Origin of the sequence: Paenibacillus sp. W2I17 (assembly GCF_030815985.1) — a bacterium.
In the GTDB taxonomy this organism is placed as follows: domain Bacteria; phylum Bacillota; class Bacilli; order Paenibacillales; family Paenibacillaceae; genus Paenibacillus.
The window spans coordinates 1,104,585-1,122,779 of the sequence record NZ_JAUSXM010000001.1; the positions used below are offsets into that span (position 1 = coordinate 1,104,585).

Annotated in this window: 8 protein-coding genes and 3 pseudogenes; 2 read left to right on the top strand and 9 right to left on the bottom strand. The window is 45.1% G+C overall.

Annotated elements, in window-relative coordinates; translation table 11 throughout:
• Positions 1-72: 72 nt before the first annotated feature.
• From QF041_RS04885 to QF041_RS04905, 5 genes and pseudogenes are all read right to left on the bottom strand, one after another.
• Positions 73-399 carry an ArsR/SmtB family transcription factor gene (locus QF041_RS04885; RefSeq protein WP_307412537.1) on the bottom strand — a complete coding sequence of 109 codons (327 nt, stop codon included), beginning with the start codon at positions 397-399 and terminating at the stop codon, positions 73-75.
• Positions 400-541: 142 nt separating this feature from the next.
• A pseudogene (locus tag QF041_RS04890) lies at positions 542-3,010 on the bottom strand (FAD-dependent oxidoreductase).
• Positions 3,007-3,321 (bottom strand): ArsR/SmtB family transcription factor, encoded by a 315-nt coding sequence (locus QF041_RS04895; RefSeq protein ID WP_036615511.1) that lies wholly within the window; start codon positions 3,319-3,321, stop codon positions 3,007-3,009. The pseudogene QF041_RS04890 and the gene QF041_RS04895 overlap by 4 nt, the downstream one beginning before the upstream one ends.
• A gap of 232 nt (positions 3,322-3,553) precedes the next feature.
• Positions 3,554-3,886, bottom strand: coding sequence for a family 43 glycosylhydrolase (locus QF041_RS04900; RefSeq protein ID WP_307412539.1), 333 nt, complete (start codon positions 3,884-3,886; stop codon positions 3,554-3,556).
• Between the two features lie 19 nt (positions 3,887-3,905).
• On the bottom strand, positions 3,906-5,369 hold the full coding sequence (locus tag QF041_RS04905) for a family 43 glycosylhydrolase (RefSeq protein WP_307412540.1): 1,464 nt from the start codon (positions 5,367-5,369) through the stop codon (positions 3,906-3,908).
• Between the two features lie 355 nt (positions 5,370-5,724).
• Between QF041_RS04905 and QF041_RS04910 the strand changes: the two are divergent.
• Both QF041_RS04910 and QF041_RS04915 read left to right on the top strand, forming a co-directional pair.
• Positions 5,725-7,087: pseudogene (locus QF041_RS04910) on the top strand (alkaline phosphatase).
• Positions 7,088-7,586: 499 nt separating this feature from the next.
• The gene (locus tag QF041_RS04915) at positions 7,587-8,027 is read left to right on the top strand and encodes a hypothetical protein (protein WP_307412542.1); all 441 of its coding nucleotides are present in this window, start codon (positions 7,587-7,589) and stop codon (positions 8,025-8,027) included.
• A gap of 129 nt (positions 8,028-8,156) precedes the next feature.
• Here QF041_RS04915 and QF041_RS04920 read toward each other — a convergent pair.
• The 4 genes and pseudogenes from QF041_RS04920 to QF041_RS04935 form a co-directional block, all read right to left on the bottom strand.
• Positions 8,157-9,045, bottom strand: a pseudogene (locus QF041_RS04920) (cation diffusion facilitator family transporter).
• Between the two features lie 337 nt (positions 9,046-9,382).
• Positions 9,383-14,446, bottom strand: coding sequence for a golvesin C-terminal-like domain-containing protein (locus QF041_RS04925; protein ID WP_307412544.1), 5,064 nt, complete (start codon positions 14,444-14,446; stop codon positions 9,383-9,385).
• Positions 14,447-14,717: 271 nt separating this feature from the next.
• Positions 14,718-15,926 (bottom strand): SGNH/GDSL hydrolase family protein, encoded by a 1,209-nt coding sequence (locus QF041_RS04930; RefSeq protein WP_307412546.1) that lies wholly within the window; start codon positions 15,924-15,926, stop codon positions 14,718-14,720.
• Positions 15,927-15,943: 17 nt separating this feature from the next.
• Complete coding sequence (locus tag QF041_RS04935; protein ID WP_307412548.1) at positions 15,944-18,175, bottom strand: FAD-dependent oxidoreductase; 2,232 nt, start codon at positions 18,173-18,175, stop codon at positions 15,944-15,946.
• Positions 18,176-18,195 lie beyond the last annotated feature (20 nt).

The following is an 18,195-nucleotide window of genomic DNA, read 5'->3' on the forward strand; positions in this document are numbered from 1 at the left end:
AACCATACACCCCCTCTCAGTTCATCTTTATTTATATTTGTATATAATGATATACTTATATAATGATCAAAATTATTTACACTCTGAAGTAAAGTTTTCTTTATTTAACGATTTAAGAATAGTTGCTGTATCCGGCATCAATTCCAGGACAGATGTAATATAGGGTGTATTCTCTACATTTAAAGAGTAGTATACCCACTGACCACGTTTATTTTCTTTAACCAAGCCTTGATCCTTCAGCTTGCGCAAATGTTGACTAATTCCAGGTTGTGACATGTCTAAAATCTCTACAAATTCACACACGCACCATTCACGTTCTTTGAGGAGTGTAAGGATCGTAAGGCGTGTTTTATCACCCAGCAATTTAAGCTTATCCGCTACCTCTTGCATAGAATCCATAGCACTTCCTCCTTCAATCAAATATAAGTGTATGCTTATATTATAATATCAAAAAAATGAAGTCAATGTTTACTTGATGATTAAGTCCAAAAAGCGTTGGTTCGAATTCGAATCAACGCTTTTTGGAGTTTGTGATTAATTTTTAAATAAACAGGTTATGATTGGCTTGTGATGCTTGTCCAAGATAGTAACCGACCCCACCAATTTTGACTTGATCTATTAATTCTTCACGCTGAATTCCCATTAAATCCATAGACATTTGGCAGGCAACGATCTCTACTCCTTGTGTAATTGCGCTCTCAATCAATTCCTCCAACGAAGGCACATGATGTTTTTTCATCAAACCACGGATCATTTTCGGGCCTGCTCCGAGCATATTCATTTTGGACATGCCAAGCCTCTGGCTGCCGCGAGGTAACATCATATCAAACATACGACCGATCATAGTTTTGGATAACTTCTGCGGTTGCTGCTTACGAATAATACTCAATCCCCAAAACGTGAAAAACAGGGTTACTTTCCGTCCACTGGCTGCTGCGCCATTTGCAATAATGAGTGAAGCAATCGCTTTATCCAGATCGCCACTGAAAACAACCATTGTGCTGGCAGGATCGCTGATTGGGGCATTGGATACGGGTTGTGCTGTATTTTTAGCAATGACAGACTCAATTGTACCGCCTTTCAGTCTTTCCAACTACAAGATTGTGGAACCCGACATTGTGGCCCATGCTTTGACATCTTCATAGAATCCTGGATCGGAAGCTTTCACGCGAAGGGTTTCTCCGTTCGCTAGTTGATCCATTTTTTGCTTAACCTGAATTAGCGGACCAGGACAACTTAATCCGCATACGTTCAACTCATGATCAATACGTTGCGGCTGTGTTGAGGCAGTGGGAATAGACTTTTTTTCCTGAACGTCTATCACAGGTTCAGGACGGTCTTTTTTTGCAGCAGTAAATGGAGCAGGCTTAAACTGGGCTTGACGGTATGTTTTATAACCACCACTCAAGTTTTTTACAATAAAACCATGCTGACGCAAAATTTGCGAAGCAGTGTAACCACGTAAGCCGACTTGACAGTATAGCCAGATTTCTTTGGATGGGTCTAATTCATCTAAACGTTGACGAAGCTCATCAACTGGAATAGAGATTGAGTCCGGAATATGACCATTTTGATGCTCAATTTCACTGCGAACATCCAGAAGTATCGACTGCCCCGGCTGACGATCAGCCAGTTGATTATAAGTGAACGTCTGAACACGTCCAGTGATCATATTCTCTGCTGCATATCCAGCCATATTTACGGGATCTTTGGCAGAAGAATAAGGTGGCGCGTAACTCAGTTCAAGCTCTGTTAAATCCCGGACATGTCCTCCGAAATGAATGGCTACAGCAATATCATCAATTCGTTTATCCACTCCATCATAACCGACTGCTTGTGCGCCTAAAATTTTGCCTTCCGGAGTAAACAGCAGTTTAAGAGTAATGGCGCTTGAACCCGGATAATACGATGCATGAGAAGCAGGGTGTACGATAACGGTTTGATATTCCACGCCGAGACGCTGCAGTGTTTTCTCATTACTGCCTGTCGTAGCTGCGGTCATTCCAAATACTTTGATAATGGACGTACCTTGTGTTCCTTTGTAGGTAGAAGGAAGCCCTGCGATACGGTCGGCAACAATACGGCCTTGTTTGTTGGCAGGTCCGGCAAGTGGAATCGTTGCCTTCGTACCGTGAATGGTTTCCGTAACTTCGATGGCATCCCCGACAGCATAGATATGTGGCACACTGCTTTCTAAAGCTTCATTTACGATAATATGTCCACGTGCACCCAGCGAAACGCCGCTATCCTTCAAAAAATAGGTGTCTGGTGTTACGCCTATCGCAAGAATAACCATGTCAGCTGTCAACACATGACCATCGGCAAGTTCAACCCCTATGCCCTGCTCTAGGGAATGAAATCCCTGAACACGTTTGGAAAACAGCAGGTTTACACCATGATTCTCCATTTCCTGTGCTAATGCGGCTGCTAACTCGGTATCATAGGGTGTGAGTACTTGTGCGTTCCCCTCAATCAGCGTTACATCCAGACCAGCTTCCTTTAAATTCTCAGCCATTTCCACGCCAATAAATCCACCGCCTATAACAATCGCAGACTGGTTGTTAGAAGAATTCACCTGGTCTTTGATCCGATCAATATCTGGAATACTTCGTACGGTATAAATTAGCGGGTTGTCCTTGCCCGAAAGATCAGGAATGATCGGTTTTGCACCTGGTGACAATATCAACTCGTCATAGCTTTCTTCATATGCACCGCGCTCCTGAGACTGTATCTTAACCACTCGCTTCTGCGAATCGATAGCTACGACCTCACTTCTTGTACGCACATCGATACAAAAGCGATCTGCCATCCCTTTTGGCGTTTGCACCAGTAGACGCTCTCGATCATCGATTGAGCCACCTATATAATAAGGTAAACCACAATTGGCAAATGAGATATAGGGTCCTTTCTCAAAGATAATAATCTCGGCATGTTCATCCAGACGGCGAAGACGTGCAGCTGCAGATGCACCTCCAGCTACACCGCCAACAATCAGTACTTTTTTTCTCATGATTCACAATCATCCTTTTCAAACAAAGTTTTGATAATCTGTTCAACCCGTTGATCGGCAAGCACATAGTTCACTTCAAGACCATTCCGCTCCGTAGCAACAATACCTGCACTACGAAGCTTCTGGAGGTGTTGAGAGACTGTTGATTGGGGAAGATCCAGACATTCCTGCATATAAGAAACATTACATTTTTTTTTCATCATCAGTCCCCGAACAATGCATAAACGAATGGGGTGAGATAAAGCTTTTAGCAGATTAGCAGGTTCATCGAACTGTTTAATGTTATTGCTGTCAAAAGCGGGAGTGTTCAAAAGTATTCCTCCTAAATCGTTATATCGTAATAATACGATTTATTGATTCGCATGTCAAATGTATTCTGGACTGAATGCGTTTAATAAGTCGCATACCCTCTCAACCCTACGGTTCTGGCTTGTTTCAGGTGGATGATAAAATTGCCTGCCAAAACCGCTAAAAGCGACATTTGACAGGCAATCATGCTGCATCAGGTCTTCATAAAATAACGATTTAACTGAACGTCTTATATTAGAGTATGACAGGCTGAATCAGTCCGTCCTTACCAAAAAGAAGCGGGTCCATACATATTTCGCGATGATAACCCTTTCCAGAGGAGAATCTGGACAGTGGCGTGACAAAACGGTGATAGGCAATCCGGTATTGACCGGTTTCATTTTCATTAAAGATACAGTGATGACCTGTGCCCAGCATACCCTTCTCGACATTTTTGCTCAGGATTGGGTATCGATAGGTAATTGGACCATATAACTGCTCTGCCGTACCGTAATTCACATGATAGTCTTCGCTGCCTGTATCATCACAGGACCATGTAAAGTGGTATAGTCCACCCTGCTTCAACACGGTTACCGCCTCACGAAAATCATGTAAAGCCCGCCAGATTACTCATTGTGTCCTCCACTACACTTATCATGTCTTCATTAAGCTCCACAATGGCAGCATGTCCATTGCCAAATAGCAGATACGGTTTTCCATCATCCTCAACATAGATGGAGGGATCAATAGCCTGGCCCATGGTAATGCCCAGACGTTTCAACTGCTCCATTGTGATCAAAGGTTGCGACTCGGCCAGGAATGGACCAATCGGTGTATCCGCTACAGCAACACCAATGGCACTCTCGCCGTTCCGCATTTTGCCACAGAAATAAAAATAGAACTTTCCGTTATGGCTGGCAATTGCCGGTGCCCAAGCATTACCAGTTGCCCAGGCGATATCCTCTGTTCCCAGATCAAGGATAACACCTTCGTCTTGCCAATGCTTCAGGTCTGAAGAAGAAAACACCTTGAACTGTGTCCCCGACCACCCCTCGAAGCCATCTGTTGTTGGATACATATAGTAACGATCCTCAAACTTGGCTACATCAGGATCGGCATATTGTCCGGGAAGCACCTGATGACCATCCCCAAAAGCCGCAAGAAGCCGACTGCACTCCTCAGCTGTGATTGGCAGGACACTTCCATGCCGCTTTTGAGTCGTTCCCATATTGAATTCGCCATCAGGGACGATTCGGAATTCTCCGCTTCCCAGATCTGTAGTCAGCAGAGGAAGATAACCCTTGCCTTCAGCAAATCGATCAACAATCAGGCACCATTCCTCCCGGTCATTGAATTTAAAGATTTGAGGTCCCTCCACACCTGCCATAGCCTCCAGTACCGGAGCTTGAAGTGTAACAAATGCCCCTTTGTCGAGAGAGTCTCCTTTTTCTACCCGTATGTTTTTGGTTGTTTCATCCTTGGAGTATCGATAATAAGAGCCATCCGCAGGAAGAATCGTTGTATCAATAATATGATTATCCCGCTCAATGTATTTTTCAGATGCCGAAAACGTACGAAAATCTTTTGTACGAGCGCTGTATATTTTTTGTTTTCGTTCTTGCTCCTGAGGTTCCTGCGTCGCAGAAGCCCAGAATACAAGAAACTCATCTGCCATTTCATCATACACAGCTTCTGGTGCCCAGACACATCCAGCGCCCTCAACACCTAGTGTAACATTCCATGGGGATGACCAGTTTACGAGATTGCTGGATTCCCATACGATTACGTCACGGCTCCCGGTATTAACGGCATGAGTCCATCCTTTGCCGCTTGCGATGCGGAGATCCGTAGCAATCAGATAAAATTTATTATCCTTGACTGAACGAACCAGAAACGGGTCCCGTACCCCCTTTTCTCCAAGGTCTGAAAACAGCACAGGCGAGCCGCCATTAAGATCCTTCCAGTGAAGGCCATCCTCGCTATAGGAGAAATAAACCTGCTCTCCGTCTGGTTGTTCGCCAATAAAATGTACAAAGAGATACCCATCATAAGTTGGAGTTGTTTTGGTCAATGGTAAAGAGCCTCCTGAAAATGAAATAGATTTTATATTAACAGTAATATAAAAATGAAAGCGTTCTACTTATGTTGTATCATACTTCAAAAACAGCGGGATGAGTATATTTTTGTAGTCTCGCTTGTTGCAGATCATGTGAATTTTTCGCCGGAACCATATTGTCCTGATTGCGATGTTTGACTTGCTCCTCATGCAAAGAAATTAAAGTTATCGCCGTATTTGTTTATTTTACCTCTGGTATACAAAATTCTTGGTTTTCATTTACATATAAATGCTAATCTTCTTAATGATGAACAAATGAATATAGATTCATGCATTCATTTTTGTTGTTGAGATATTATGAGGAGGAATCATTGTGAAATTATCCAAAAGAGTGTTACCAGCGGTAGCGCTGACTCTGGCTGTATCGGCTTCTACTCTCTTGTCTGCCGGACAAGCAAGTGCGGTTCAAGCTGTAAGTGTGGAGAAAAAACAAATCAAGAACATCATCTTCCTCATTGGGGATGGCATGGGGACCTCTTATACTTCCGCCTACCGTTATATGAAAGATGATCCTTCGACCAAGGGCATGGACAAAACCGTATTTGACCCTTATCTGGTTGGAGCACAAATGACCTATCCGGATGATGATAAACAAAATGTAACGGATTCCGCTTCCGCAGCAACGGCTATGTCGGCGGGCGTGAAAACATACAATGCGGCCATTGCGGTTGACCCTGAGCAGAAGGAAGTCAAAACCGTACTTGAGCAGGCCAAAGAAAACGGCAAGTCCACCGGACTCGTGGCTACGTCGGAGATCACTCACGCCACACCAGCTGCATTTGGTGCCCATGATATCAGTCGAAAAAATATGGATGCTATTGCGGACGATTATTATGATGAGTTGATTAATGGCAAGCATAAGGTGGATGTACTTCTGGGTGGAGGGAAATCCAATTTTGTACGCGAGGGTCGTGACCTGACGAAGGAGTTTCAGAAGGCCGGATTCAGCTATGTCACGGATCGTTCCTCTCTCCTTGCTGATAAGAATCAACAAGTGCTTTGGACTGTTTGCGGACGGAGGTCTGGACAAGTTGATTGATCGTACTGCTGCAACTCCATCATTGGCTGAGATGACCAATACAGCGATTGATCGTCTCAGTTCGAATGACAAAGGATTCTTTCTAATGGTCGAAGGCAGCCAGATCGACTGGGCAGGACATGATAATGATATCGTTGGTGCGATGAGTGAAATGGATGATTTCGCAGCAGCATTTCAGGCAGCTATTGATTTTGCCAAAAAAGACGGTGAAACACTTGTCGTTGCTACTGCCGACCACTCCACGGGCGGACTTACGCTTGGAAAAGACGGAGAATACAACTTCTTCGTAGACCCGATCAAAGCTGCACTGCGGACCCCAGACTTCATGGCATCACAAATAGCAAAAGGTGCTTCGGTTGAAGAAACACTGAAAAGTTATCTCAAACTGGAGTTGAAACCTGAAGAGATTCAATCGGTAAAAGAAGCGGCCAAAAGTGCGGATGTAACAAAGATTGATAATGCCATTGAAGCGATTATTGATAACCGTTCATTTACGGGCTGGACAACAGGTGGACATACAGGTGAAGATGTTCCGGTCTATGCCTACGGCCCGGCAAGTCATCGCTTCGCCGGTTTGATCGACAACACAGATAATGCCAAGATCATATTTGATATTCTCAGCAAGCACCAATAATTCAATAATTTAAGATCATCCCTTCTCTTCTTTTATCCGAAGAGAAGGGATTTTTTTCATAAAATCCTTATTGATATGCCACTCTACCTTTTTATGAACATCCTCAACCGTAGCCGTTCTTTACTTGGCTTTTTCATGACCGAAACTTGTCCATTCACTTTGAGTAAGGCGTATGCCAATTCCGAATTTGCTAATATGCATTATATCCCATGGAGTTGGTTACCTTATACAAAACCACTTGCATTGAAGGGAGAGAAATCCGATAAATGCAGTTAACGATTGGTTAAGGCAGCTTGCCCACAATTATATTCTCATTGTCATTGCTGCGGTGCTCTTTTTTGCAGTCAAAGCAGTCATTGGATTCTATACGTACAAGCATTATGATAAAAAATTGGATGCACTTACAGATAAGGTGGATCGCCTTCTGGAAGAGAAGACAACGGAGTGATGCGGCTTATAGTTAAACTACAGAAGTAACAAAGTTTTGGAGGAAAATGGCATGTTAGGAAACATTCTGCTGGGTATGGTCATTCCCATTATATTGGGTGTATGGATTCTGCGTCGGAACTTTACAATCCTTATTCTATATTATCCACTTGGTGTGGCTATTTCAGCATCCATCAACAATATCGGGTTTAATTACTTCTGGAATATTCTGCCGAATACTCATAATCAATCCTTGGCTGCTCTTCCAATGGACCTTGGAATCTATCCGATCGCTGGTTGCCTGATGATGTATACGATTTTAGTAAAAGGCGCCAAGCCATGGTTGGCGATCCTTGTTGCATCATTGTCGCTGACATTAATCGAATGGCTTGCCAAAATGATGGGGCATGTCATTTATTTTAATGGATGGAACCTTCTTTGGACCTTTTTGTCATACCTCCTGCCATTTGTTCTTGCTTATGGTTACAGTAAACTATTGAGGTATACGAAGTGATACACTTTTACTCTGATATAACGTGCGTATTCTTTTTAAAGATGAAAATTGAAACGCAAAAAAACCAGTGAATGAGTAAAGCTCACTGGTTTTTTTGTTTTGCCGAGTCTCTCTTATATAAGCTTGCTATCAAATGCACTCTTTCAACATATCAGGTTCCACATGAACGTGAACAGTGTACACGTCATGCTCCTCCATCAACTCGTTCTCCACGTCTGTACAGATATCGTGTGCTTGTTGAAGATCCAGCTCAGCATCAACTGTTATGACAACGTCTACTACAACGTTATTGCCATAGTTCCGCGCTCTCACGTCTTTAACTGTCTCTACGCTGTCAATTCCGGCAATCGTTTTTTTTGTACTCCTGAATCAGTTCAACATCAAAACCGTCCGTCAGATGATGTGTGGCTTCCTTGAAAATGTCCCAAGCGGTCTTGCAGATCAGGAAACCTACGATGACAGCCGTTACAGGATCCAGCCATGGGAGGCCGAACTGGGAACCCACGATCCCAATGACCGTACCGGTGCTCACCCAGGCATCGGAAATGTTATCACGAGCTGCAGCCATGACCGCCTGACTTTTAATACGTGTAGCAAGTCTCTTGTTATAGCGATAGACCACATACATGACAACCGCGCAGAAAATGCCTGTATACGCAGCGATGATATCCGGAGATTCATGTGTACCCTGAAACACAGAACCAATGGCTTCAAACAGTACTTGTAAACCTACTGCCATCATAATGAAAGAAGCAACAAGTGACGCAACGGTCTCTGCTCTCCAGTGACCATATGTATGATCTGTGTCGGCTGGACGTTGGGCAAGCTTCAAACCGATCAGTACAGCTATTGAGGCCACAATATCGGTGGCATTGTTTAATCCATCCGCCTTGAGCGCTTCTGATCCGGCCATATTGCCAACGATCAGTTTTAATACGGTCAAACATATGTAGGCGATAATGCTGATGATAGCTCCGCGCTCCCCCAGCTTTAGATTATCGTATTTAAGTTGATCCACATGATATCCTCCTGCAATCTTCAATTCAAGCACGTGTATGATGGTACCATTGAAGATTTGTGTGGGTCTAGAGAAACGTTTTGAGTGTGACGAAACATAATCTGAACGCGGCAATTTTTTTACGACATCCAAAAAAGTTGGGTTTGGCAAACTTAAGTGATTAATGGGTGGTAAGAGGAAGGTGGCCGACTGCCTTCCCTTGTAACCACACTTTCGTGCACTTAGACATAAAGAGCCGAATGGATCGTTTTGATCCACTCGGCTCTTAGCGTTATTTTACAATCATTTGTATAACATCACTTACCGGTGTTCCACTTCCATTCATAATTTACTGCCCTCATTCAGAAAGTGTCGGTTCACCTTGCACCTCATTGGCAAGCAGATCCGAATCATCGGAATGCCGTTCGAACATAACAGCGTCAACCCTCGTATAGATCATATCCGCAGGAAGCGTTGGCGGGTCTACCGTTGTAGGCGTAACCCTGGTTAACCGGACATACTCGCTGCCGTCACCCGTAAAGTCGAACGTTCCCAGATTAACCCAACCCGATGAGCCGACCGTTGCATCCATATAGGTGACCTCGGTACCCGTTTTATGCTTCACTTCCACTTTGACATTATTATCGTTTCCCGTCGTATGGACAAGTTTGTAGATCGAGACCGTATATTTCCCCTCTGGAAACTCGCCTCTCCACGTCGCTGATGAGCCTTGAACTGTTGAATAGCGGGATTTAACCCCAATTTTGTATCCGGCTAAATTGCTTTGGCTCCACGACCCTTCTGTCGTGTATAACCCAGTTGTATCTGTACTGTCCACGATAACCGTTAGGTCCTTGATCTTGATGTTTAAAGGCGGTGTGGTTAAGGTCACTCCGTCAATCGTAACAGTAGCCCATACCTCAATGTGATCCGTGTCTCCATCAAGATTGAGGAGCGTCAACAACCCACTGCTATTCACTTCGGCCAGATCCGTACGATCAACGAAATACTGCACATTGGCCTGTGTTAGATCACCGATCAAACCGTTATCCAAATAACCTGTTACGCTCAGTTGTGCGGTTTGAGTCATCTGCAGCTCGTTCCGATCGGATATGATCACAGCAGACTCCAATTGCGGTATCCTGTTTGGGTCCACCCACATGATCGCATCGGCAACGACTCTGGACTTATTGGCCTTATTGGTTAGTTCCACGTACCCGCTATCGCCTGCAGCAAAAGGATAATCCCCCAGGTGCACCCAAGTACCATTCGCTGTTGTCTCATCAACTGTCACCGTCTCGGAGCCGCCGCTATGATAAACGGTAAATGAGGCATTTGTTGCCCAATTTTCACTCGCAGCCGTGATTTGCGGAATCTTGTAATACACACTGTAAGTGACACTTTCCGGCAGCTCAGGCCGCCATCTCATTTTGCTTGCCGCTGTGCCGGTCGTAGATTTGGCATACACATAGTTATCATAATAATAATCGTTAGCCGTCGTATCCCTTATCCAGACGCCTTCTGTCTCCGCCTCCGTATTATCCACGATGATGGTTGAGCTATCCTGCCCATCGGGTTGGACTGGAGTTTCCGATACCTGATCCGGCAGATAGAGTGTCCGTTTACGGGTCTGTTTCCCCTCCGATTCCACGTAATACGTGAAGGTTTGGGATAAATCATTCACTCGTATCGACCATTCCATCGGATAGATCGTATCTGGGATGGTCGTGTACGTTGCCCCGCCATCCAGGGAATAATGAATGGTTGCTGGTTTCGTCGTTTTTGCCTGCACGTATGCATCATAGACCGTTTCATCGGGCTTAACGATCAGCATGCCTTTAACCGCATCAATTGGACTGTGTGTATCAAAGAAATAACTTGCATCCGATGTATCTGCCGTTCTGACCTGATGTAGCGGTACATCAATATCAAGTCCCTCTACAATGATCGCAGTGATGCCCTTGCCTGAAACCGTGGCTTGAATGATTCCACCACTCATTACCGTTTGCTCTGGTGTACCATTGTCACGGATGATCGTCACGGTGTAATCCTGTGCCGGGTTGAATCCAATGATTTGTTCATTTAATTCAATTGGAGTCTGAACTTCATCTGAAGATGCGTTGCTTAACCCGATGTAGAATTTATCCCCGCTCTCACCCGTTATCCAATTCAATTGAGGATGATTGGTCTTAATAATCCCCTTGGGCATCCATAACCAAACGTCGGAGTTACCATAAAATTGACCTGGTTTATTCCCATAGAGGTGATATTTGAACCATAAAAAATTCGTTTCAAATACGGAAGGAAACGTAATGCTCCCGTTTGATTTCAATGATTGTTCGCTAATCAAATAATCCATCGTTTGTCCAAGCTGCCCCGGAATATGATGGTAATAGATGGAGGTAGCCCCGCTTGGGCCTTCCAGAGGAAAGTCCGGTTCAAGTTGGCTAACGGCGAAGCCTTTATAGTAATAACCTGGATAACTGGAATATCGTCCAATAACCGCATTATGAGCAATATCCTGCAGCAGTTCATCCCCTGTATAAAGCGACAATCTCAGCATGAATGGAGCTTCCTGAGCATTCATCCGATAATAGCCGGTTGTACTTCCTGCTTCAAACGTCAATCCGCTTGGTGAAACAAGCCAACGCTCCGCTTGAACACCTCCGGCAATATCTTCTGGGAGCTTGAGTCTAGGATATTGAAATTTACCACTTTCCGGCCAATGGAACGACTCCGCGTAATTATATGTCTCCGGCTGAGGAATCGTAACGTTACCTTCAGGAACTGGGCGAGCAACAAACATGGTTGCATACCGTTTGGCTTCCTTATAGGCGGCATCCAAGTATTTGGGATCCTGCGTTTCCTCATATAGCTCCAAGATCTCCATCCACAGCTTGCTATAATAATAAATGAACTCATTTTTGCTCACATCGACAGATGCAGGCGTATCGATATGTTGCGTGATATAGCTGTCGGCTGCATCCTTCGCAGCTTGCAAATACTGCGCATCTCCCGTCATCCGATACATCATCAGGGGCTGAATGACAGGCCCACGGTCTTTTTGATCCGGGTCACGCACAAGATACTCTTCCTGTGCCAGCGCCCCAATACCTGCCGAAGTGCCCATCATCTGATTGACAGCGGTGACACTTGAAACATCAAACGGCAGGGTAGCCATTTTCCATAACGAAGGCACGCCGTATACTTTCTTCTGCGTTGGCGACCAACCGATACCATTTCGCGATACACCATACTGGACGGACGGCAGTGCTCGCGTATCGTATAGTTGGTCATCCCCCGTTAAATAGTAAGCCCCCAAAAGAACCGCATTCGAGCTTGTTCGGACGCTATCCTCGTTTTCGATATCAATGAAACCCTTGGCACGACTCCACCATCCGCTGGGGGATGGGACATAATTAACAGAATCGTCCCCTTGTGGCTCAACCTTAAGCAAATCGATCATATTAAACATCGCGTCAGTAAGCGATTGATCTGACACATTTTCCCGGTATGCCGAATAATCGTACTCATTGCGAAGTATATCCGCGTAGGACTCATACAGATTGCTTTTTTGAGCGATTAGCCCCATATGAAATTGATAAGTGCTTTCTGCGGTCATTTGCGAATAAGTCCCTAATTGAGGAGCGTAAAGGATGGGCTGCACACTGCCTTCGTTGTTGACCAGGCTCATGCCAAGCCGTTGTTTCGTCACGCCTCCCGTCGGTTCAAATTCAACCGGAAGCTCTGCCGAAGGTACAAATACGCCATAGGTCAATGGATTTCCCGAACCATCATTTTTCTCAACCAAGCTCATCGGAGCGCTCAGCTCTCTTAAACTTGTTGATTCCACCGTACCTACCATTTTGGCATGTGACCTGAATCCATTTAACACTTCATTGATGCCCGAGACTGCCTCTGTTGTGAAGGACTGATATCCAATCACATAATTGCCGTCGCGGCGAGGGGTAAAGGCAAAAGAAACATCTGGTTTATCCCCTGCCATGGACCAGTTCACTTCAAAATCGTAATCACTGCCATGCGTAGAATCGGTTAATACCGCCGTCTGGCTGTCGGGAAAATGGACCCCGTCAAATGTAATCCAGCGTTTGTTCATCGTATCATAGTAATTGGTTCGGCTCCCCGCATTCCCGTCCAATAAAACCCATTGTTCCTCAAGTCTTTCTGATTCATTATTGATTGGAACCCAGTTCCCTGTCTCCGTGTTTTTGTAATACATATCACGCACGATGGATTTGCCTCCATCCCATACTGCCTCATGGAAGGTTGCTTTGTAGTTCGCATTTTCGATGCTGCCTTTCTCTGTGTAACTAAGATTTGCTAAGGTACGGCTTCTTAGCGGGGGGAGCGGTGGTGCTTGTTGACGGATATTCCCCTCGAACTTGATTGCATCAGCCCGCGTAATAATTGTACCCGTAGAAGGCTGCGTTCGAGTCAGCCTGACAAATTCGCTATCATCACCACTAAACTCATACTCCCCCAGATCCACCCATCCAACCGATGGACCTGACGAAGGTCTAAGATCCATAAACTTAACATCCGTAATCCCGTTATGAACAATCTCAATCTTCACATTACTATCTGCTTTATCCGCCCAATCCAGCTTATAGAACGATATTCTCGCCGTCCCTGCTTCCAAGCGTGGATTCCAGGTGATACTTCTATTTACGGCGTCTGTATATTTGGAACTGGAATTATTGTAACCCTTCACTCCCGCACTTGTGCTCCAATAAGGAGCGGAAAATCCGTTATTAGCGTTGCCGGAATCAACCGTGACGACATGATCAATCGTGAGGCTTCCATCATCAATGATGATTGTCTTATGTGGCTCTTTCTGCCCTATATTCCCTTCGAACTTGACCGCATCAGCACGTGTAAGGATTGTGTTTGTGGTGCCGGTAGAACGGGTCAATTGAACAAATTCTTCACCAACACCGGAAAAATAGTACTCTCCCAAATCAACCCATCCCGTTGGTGCGCCAGATGAGGGTCTCAGATCCATAAAGACTACATCCGTCGTTCCATTATGAACAATTTCGATTTTTACATTGCTATCAGCCTTATCCGCCCAATCCAGCTTATAGAACGATATTTTCGCCGTTCCTGCTTCCAAGCGTGGATTCCATGTTATCGTTCTGCCTGCTGTACTCGTATATTTGGTGCTGGAAAGATCATACCCCTTCACCCCTGTGCTTATAGTCCAATTTGGAGCCGCATATCCATTGTTCTCGTTACCCGCATCAGGTGTCACAACATCATTGATCTTGATACTCCCGTCATCGATGATAATTGTCTGATAAGGTAAGGTCTCCGCATAAGCGGCCCTTATTCCGATCAGGATGGAAGGAACTACGATCGTCAACATGAAAACGATGAAGAGAAACAGCTTCCTTTTGACCATACAATTCACAGCCTCTCCTTATAATGATAACGCTTCCAAAAATGAGTTGCCTTTTGCTCAAATGATCGTAAAAAAGCACTTAACCTTCCCCTTCTGCCTAATCCCTCTCTGTCGTTTTTATCTTAGCATGTTACATCACGGTGAAATTTCTTTCATTTTAAGAATTTCTTATACGATTTTAAGTAAAAAAAGAAACCTACATCCTAATTGATTGCTCAGTAGCAGTCAGATAGAATATAGGTTTTCCAAGTGTTCCAAGTGAACCCATCAATTATAATGGCGGCTGCACCAATAACAACTTTCCAAGCTGAATGACCGTTTGATCATACCAAGCAGGATGCTGCCGAACATGTTCCATACTTCGTTCATTGCCACTAGCCTCAAACACGGCCGCTTTGTCAGTCTTCTCGTGATCGATTTCGAAGCAAACTGTATGTTTCCCATTTGGTAGCTCCGGCAAGAAAACATATTGATTTCGATTATGATCGTTATAGGGTGTGAATCGATCAATAAGGACGGGTTCCTCTCCATCCACCGACACCTTCAATCGGCCAGAATCCGGCCCCCCGATATCAAATAAGCCGATGTGGGTTCCCTCAAACTCCACTGTGATCGCCTCTCCGGGATCAACTGCTCGCCATAGACCGGGGAACAACCAATCATACTCACGCACTAAAGGAAAGTCATCAGAGGTCATGTAAGACCACCCTGCCGAAAAATGAGTAAGACGATCCAGTGGCAGCATGGTTGCATACTCCCAAGGATTGGCCGGGACCAAGGGGTCCTGCGGCAAGTGATGTTCGACTTTTCCCACTTGATCTCGAAGTTCGCTCATTTTCACGAACGACTGGGTAATTGTGTCCGTGTAAATCTGGTGTCCTTCGGGAATCGTTGGATGGATCGAATCATGTGTAAAAATAACGGCACCGGGAATGGACACATCTGCACTTGAGGTGAAAATGAGCTTTCCATCCAAAACCAATTGACTGACCGCCACGCCCAGATGAATGGAAGGAATGCCGTAATAGTCGGCGACTTCCTCTTGCATAAGAGCGCCCTTCTGGTATTCGCCGGATTGAAATGAGGTTAAATCCCGCTCCTTAACCGTATATACAAACAGGATATCGGTAAAACGGCTGCGCTTACGAATCTGTCGGACAATGCCTTCGATCCGCGCTTTGGATTCAGGAACTCCGCCATCGTTGCCAACGAATTCAACAAATACGAGATCAGGCTGATGACGCAGCACATCTGTCTCCAAACGGGCGCAGCCGAGGTCAGATCCTGTCCCATCAATGCCTGCGTTCACAGCGCGGATATCGGCATGGGGATATTGCCCTCGCAGCCAATCTGCCGTCATGACCCTATATCCTTTCGAACGTGTATTACTGCCGCCAAAATAGACGATTGTTACTGTTTCCCCATTTTCCAACTTTTGAATGACATTTGGCAGCCCTCTTCGTGGGAAAAATTCCTTCATCGTGACTTCACCTGCTCTCACTTAGCGTTTTTAGGAGCAAAAAGTTTTACAGCAAACACTTCATAATATGGCGAACCATACGTTGCACAGAAATCAAACCGGATTTGGGTTACAGCTTGTGCATGCACCTGATGTTTGTTCAACGAAAGATAATTCCCACGGACTTTAATTTCACTCTCGGTTCCGTCTTCCAAAGTTAAAGTCACATCATAATCTTGAATCAACGACTCGATTGGATCGTCGAAATGCTCCAAATTCAGTTGTGAATTGAAAACAAGATGGATTTCATCCAGATTTTTGGGGCTAGCAAAACCAAATTCCAACCATTCCTGTCCTTCCGAACGTTCAGAAATCCAGCCGTTAGGCAGACCATAGGGTCTGGAGAAGCCGTTGACGACATTGGCGGGATTATACATATCCTGGGATGGTAGCAGATCCTTGAAACAAATGCTCTTATTAAGCTTCTTCAGTCTGGACGGCTCTTCCGGCTTGTAAAGGAAGCTCACCGCTCCTGTCAATTTCTCTTCATTGCTGTGTACAGTGAGGTCCGCCGTACCTTCCAATACGATGTAGATTTTGTCGTCTGCTGGCTTCTTGCAGCTGAGGTCCAGTGTAATCCAGTCATCGTGACCCGCTGAAATCACCAAGTTGTAGCCTTTCAGCTCGCTGGTGGGAATATAGTTTTCCTTCCGATCCCCGCCAAACAGCTTCACTTGCAACGTTTCCGAATGCTCGGATCTATTTTTAAATTTGATCTGCACACTTTCAACCAGAGATGTCTTAATCGGCAAGACCAAACATAACGCTTTCTCCAAGGAGACCTCTTCGGTTGAGTAAAGTTGTTCATAGCTTCGCTGAGAGGAGGCACGAATCGTTAATCCGTCTGTGAAATAAGGATCTAACGGCTCTTGAAGCCCTACAATCGTTTGCCCGTCTCGAAGCAGCTGCGCCTGAAGTTCACCCATATGCGCTTTAACGATGTCCGCAGGGTCTGTATCATATTTTACGCATAACGCAGCAGCCGTTCCTACCGCCTGCCCCATACAACCACAAGTTGCCATAACCCTTGTAGACCCAAAAGCTACATGGGTAGCGCTTATATTGCGGCCAGCGAACATGAGATTAGGAATATTACGTGAAAATAAGCTGCGAAAAGGGATATTGTATAATCCCGGCACAAAATTCCACGCTGTAGCCGGTCCGTCATCGTAGATGCCTTTATTTGCATGCAGATCCATATACCAGCCTCCGACAGATACAGCATCTTCGAAATGAGGCTTTGTTGTAAGATCGTTCTGAGACAGCATGTGCTCCCCAATAAACCGCCTCGACTCCCGTTTTCCCGGAATCGGGCATACATAATCCAGGATGAGATTGTCTACATCATCAAACTCACCGCTATTTTTGATGTAATCCCAGATCCCGTACACCAATTTCCGCAGTTCCAAGGCGATGTCTTCATTATTCTTGATAATATCCATATGTCCGCCGTATTCCAGCCACCACAATCCGCCAAGCCCGTTGATTTTCCTTGGAAAAGACCGATGGTTTAATCCTTTTCTGATACTATCAAAAAACTCCAGCTTCGTAATATCATACGCAAAGCCTGGCCTTTTGTAAGGAACGGCATAGTTTACGTCACGGGCTTGAAACAGAATCGTATCACCCATGGTGTAATGATCCGCCACTTCTGGAGCGAGCTCCTCCTGGTATTCATGCTTCGCCTCTCTTCCCCATCGGAAGTGAGCACCTGCTTGATATCCAACAATTCCATCGCCGGAGCAATCAATGTAGGTTGGGCTTTCAAAACGAAATTTTCTTTCGGAAGCCAATTGAAGGCCCTCCACCCACTTGATTCTGCCGTTTTCCATGCCTGTTTCATGCACACATGTATTCAGGAATAGAGAAATGTTGGGCTCATCATAAACCATGTCCAATAACACCGTATCCGAAAGTGAAAGCATAAGTTTTTTGTTGTATAACGGGTTGTAATGAAAGATCTTCAGTTTGAGTTCTTCCACCAACCCGCCTTCGCGAGCATAATAGGATGGACTGTTTCCGAGATATGCCGACCCGTTGATATGAACTCTGACCTCGCTGCTCGCATTTCCCCCAAGAACCGGCCGATCATTGATAAGTGAAACCTGCAGCCCTTGGCGTGCGGCAGCAACGGCAGCACATATCCCGGCAATTCCTCCGCCTATGACGGTTACATCTGCTTTCATAAGCTCCATTTTGATAACCTCCATGATTAGATGCTCCTATCATG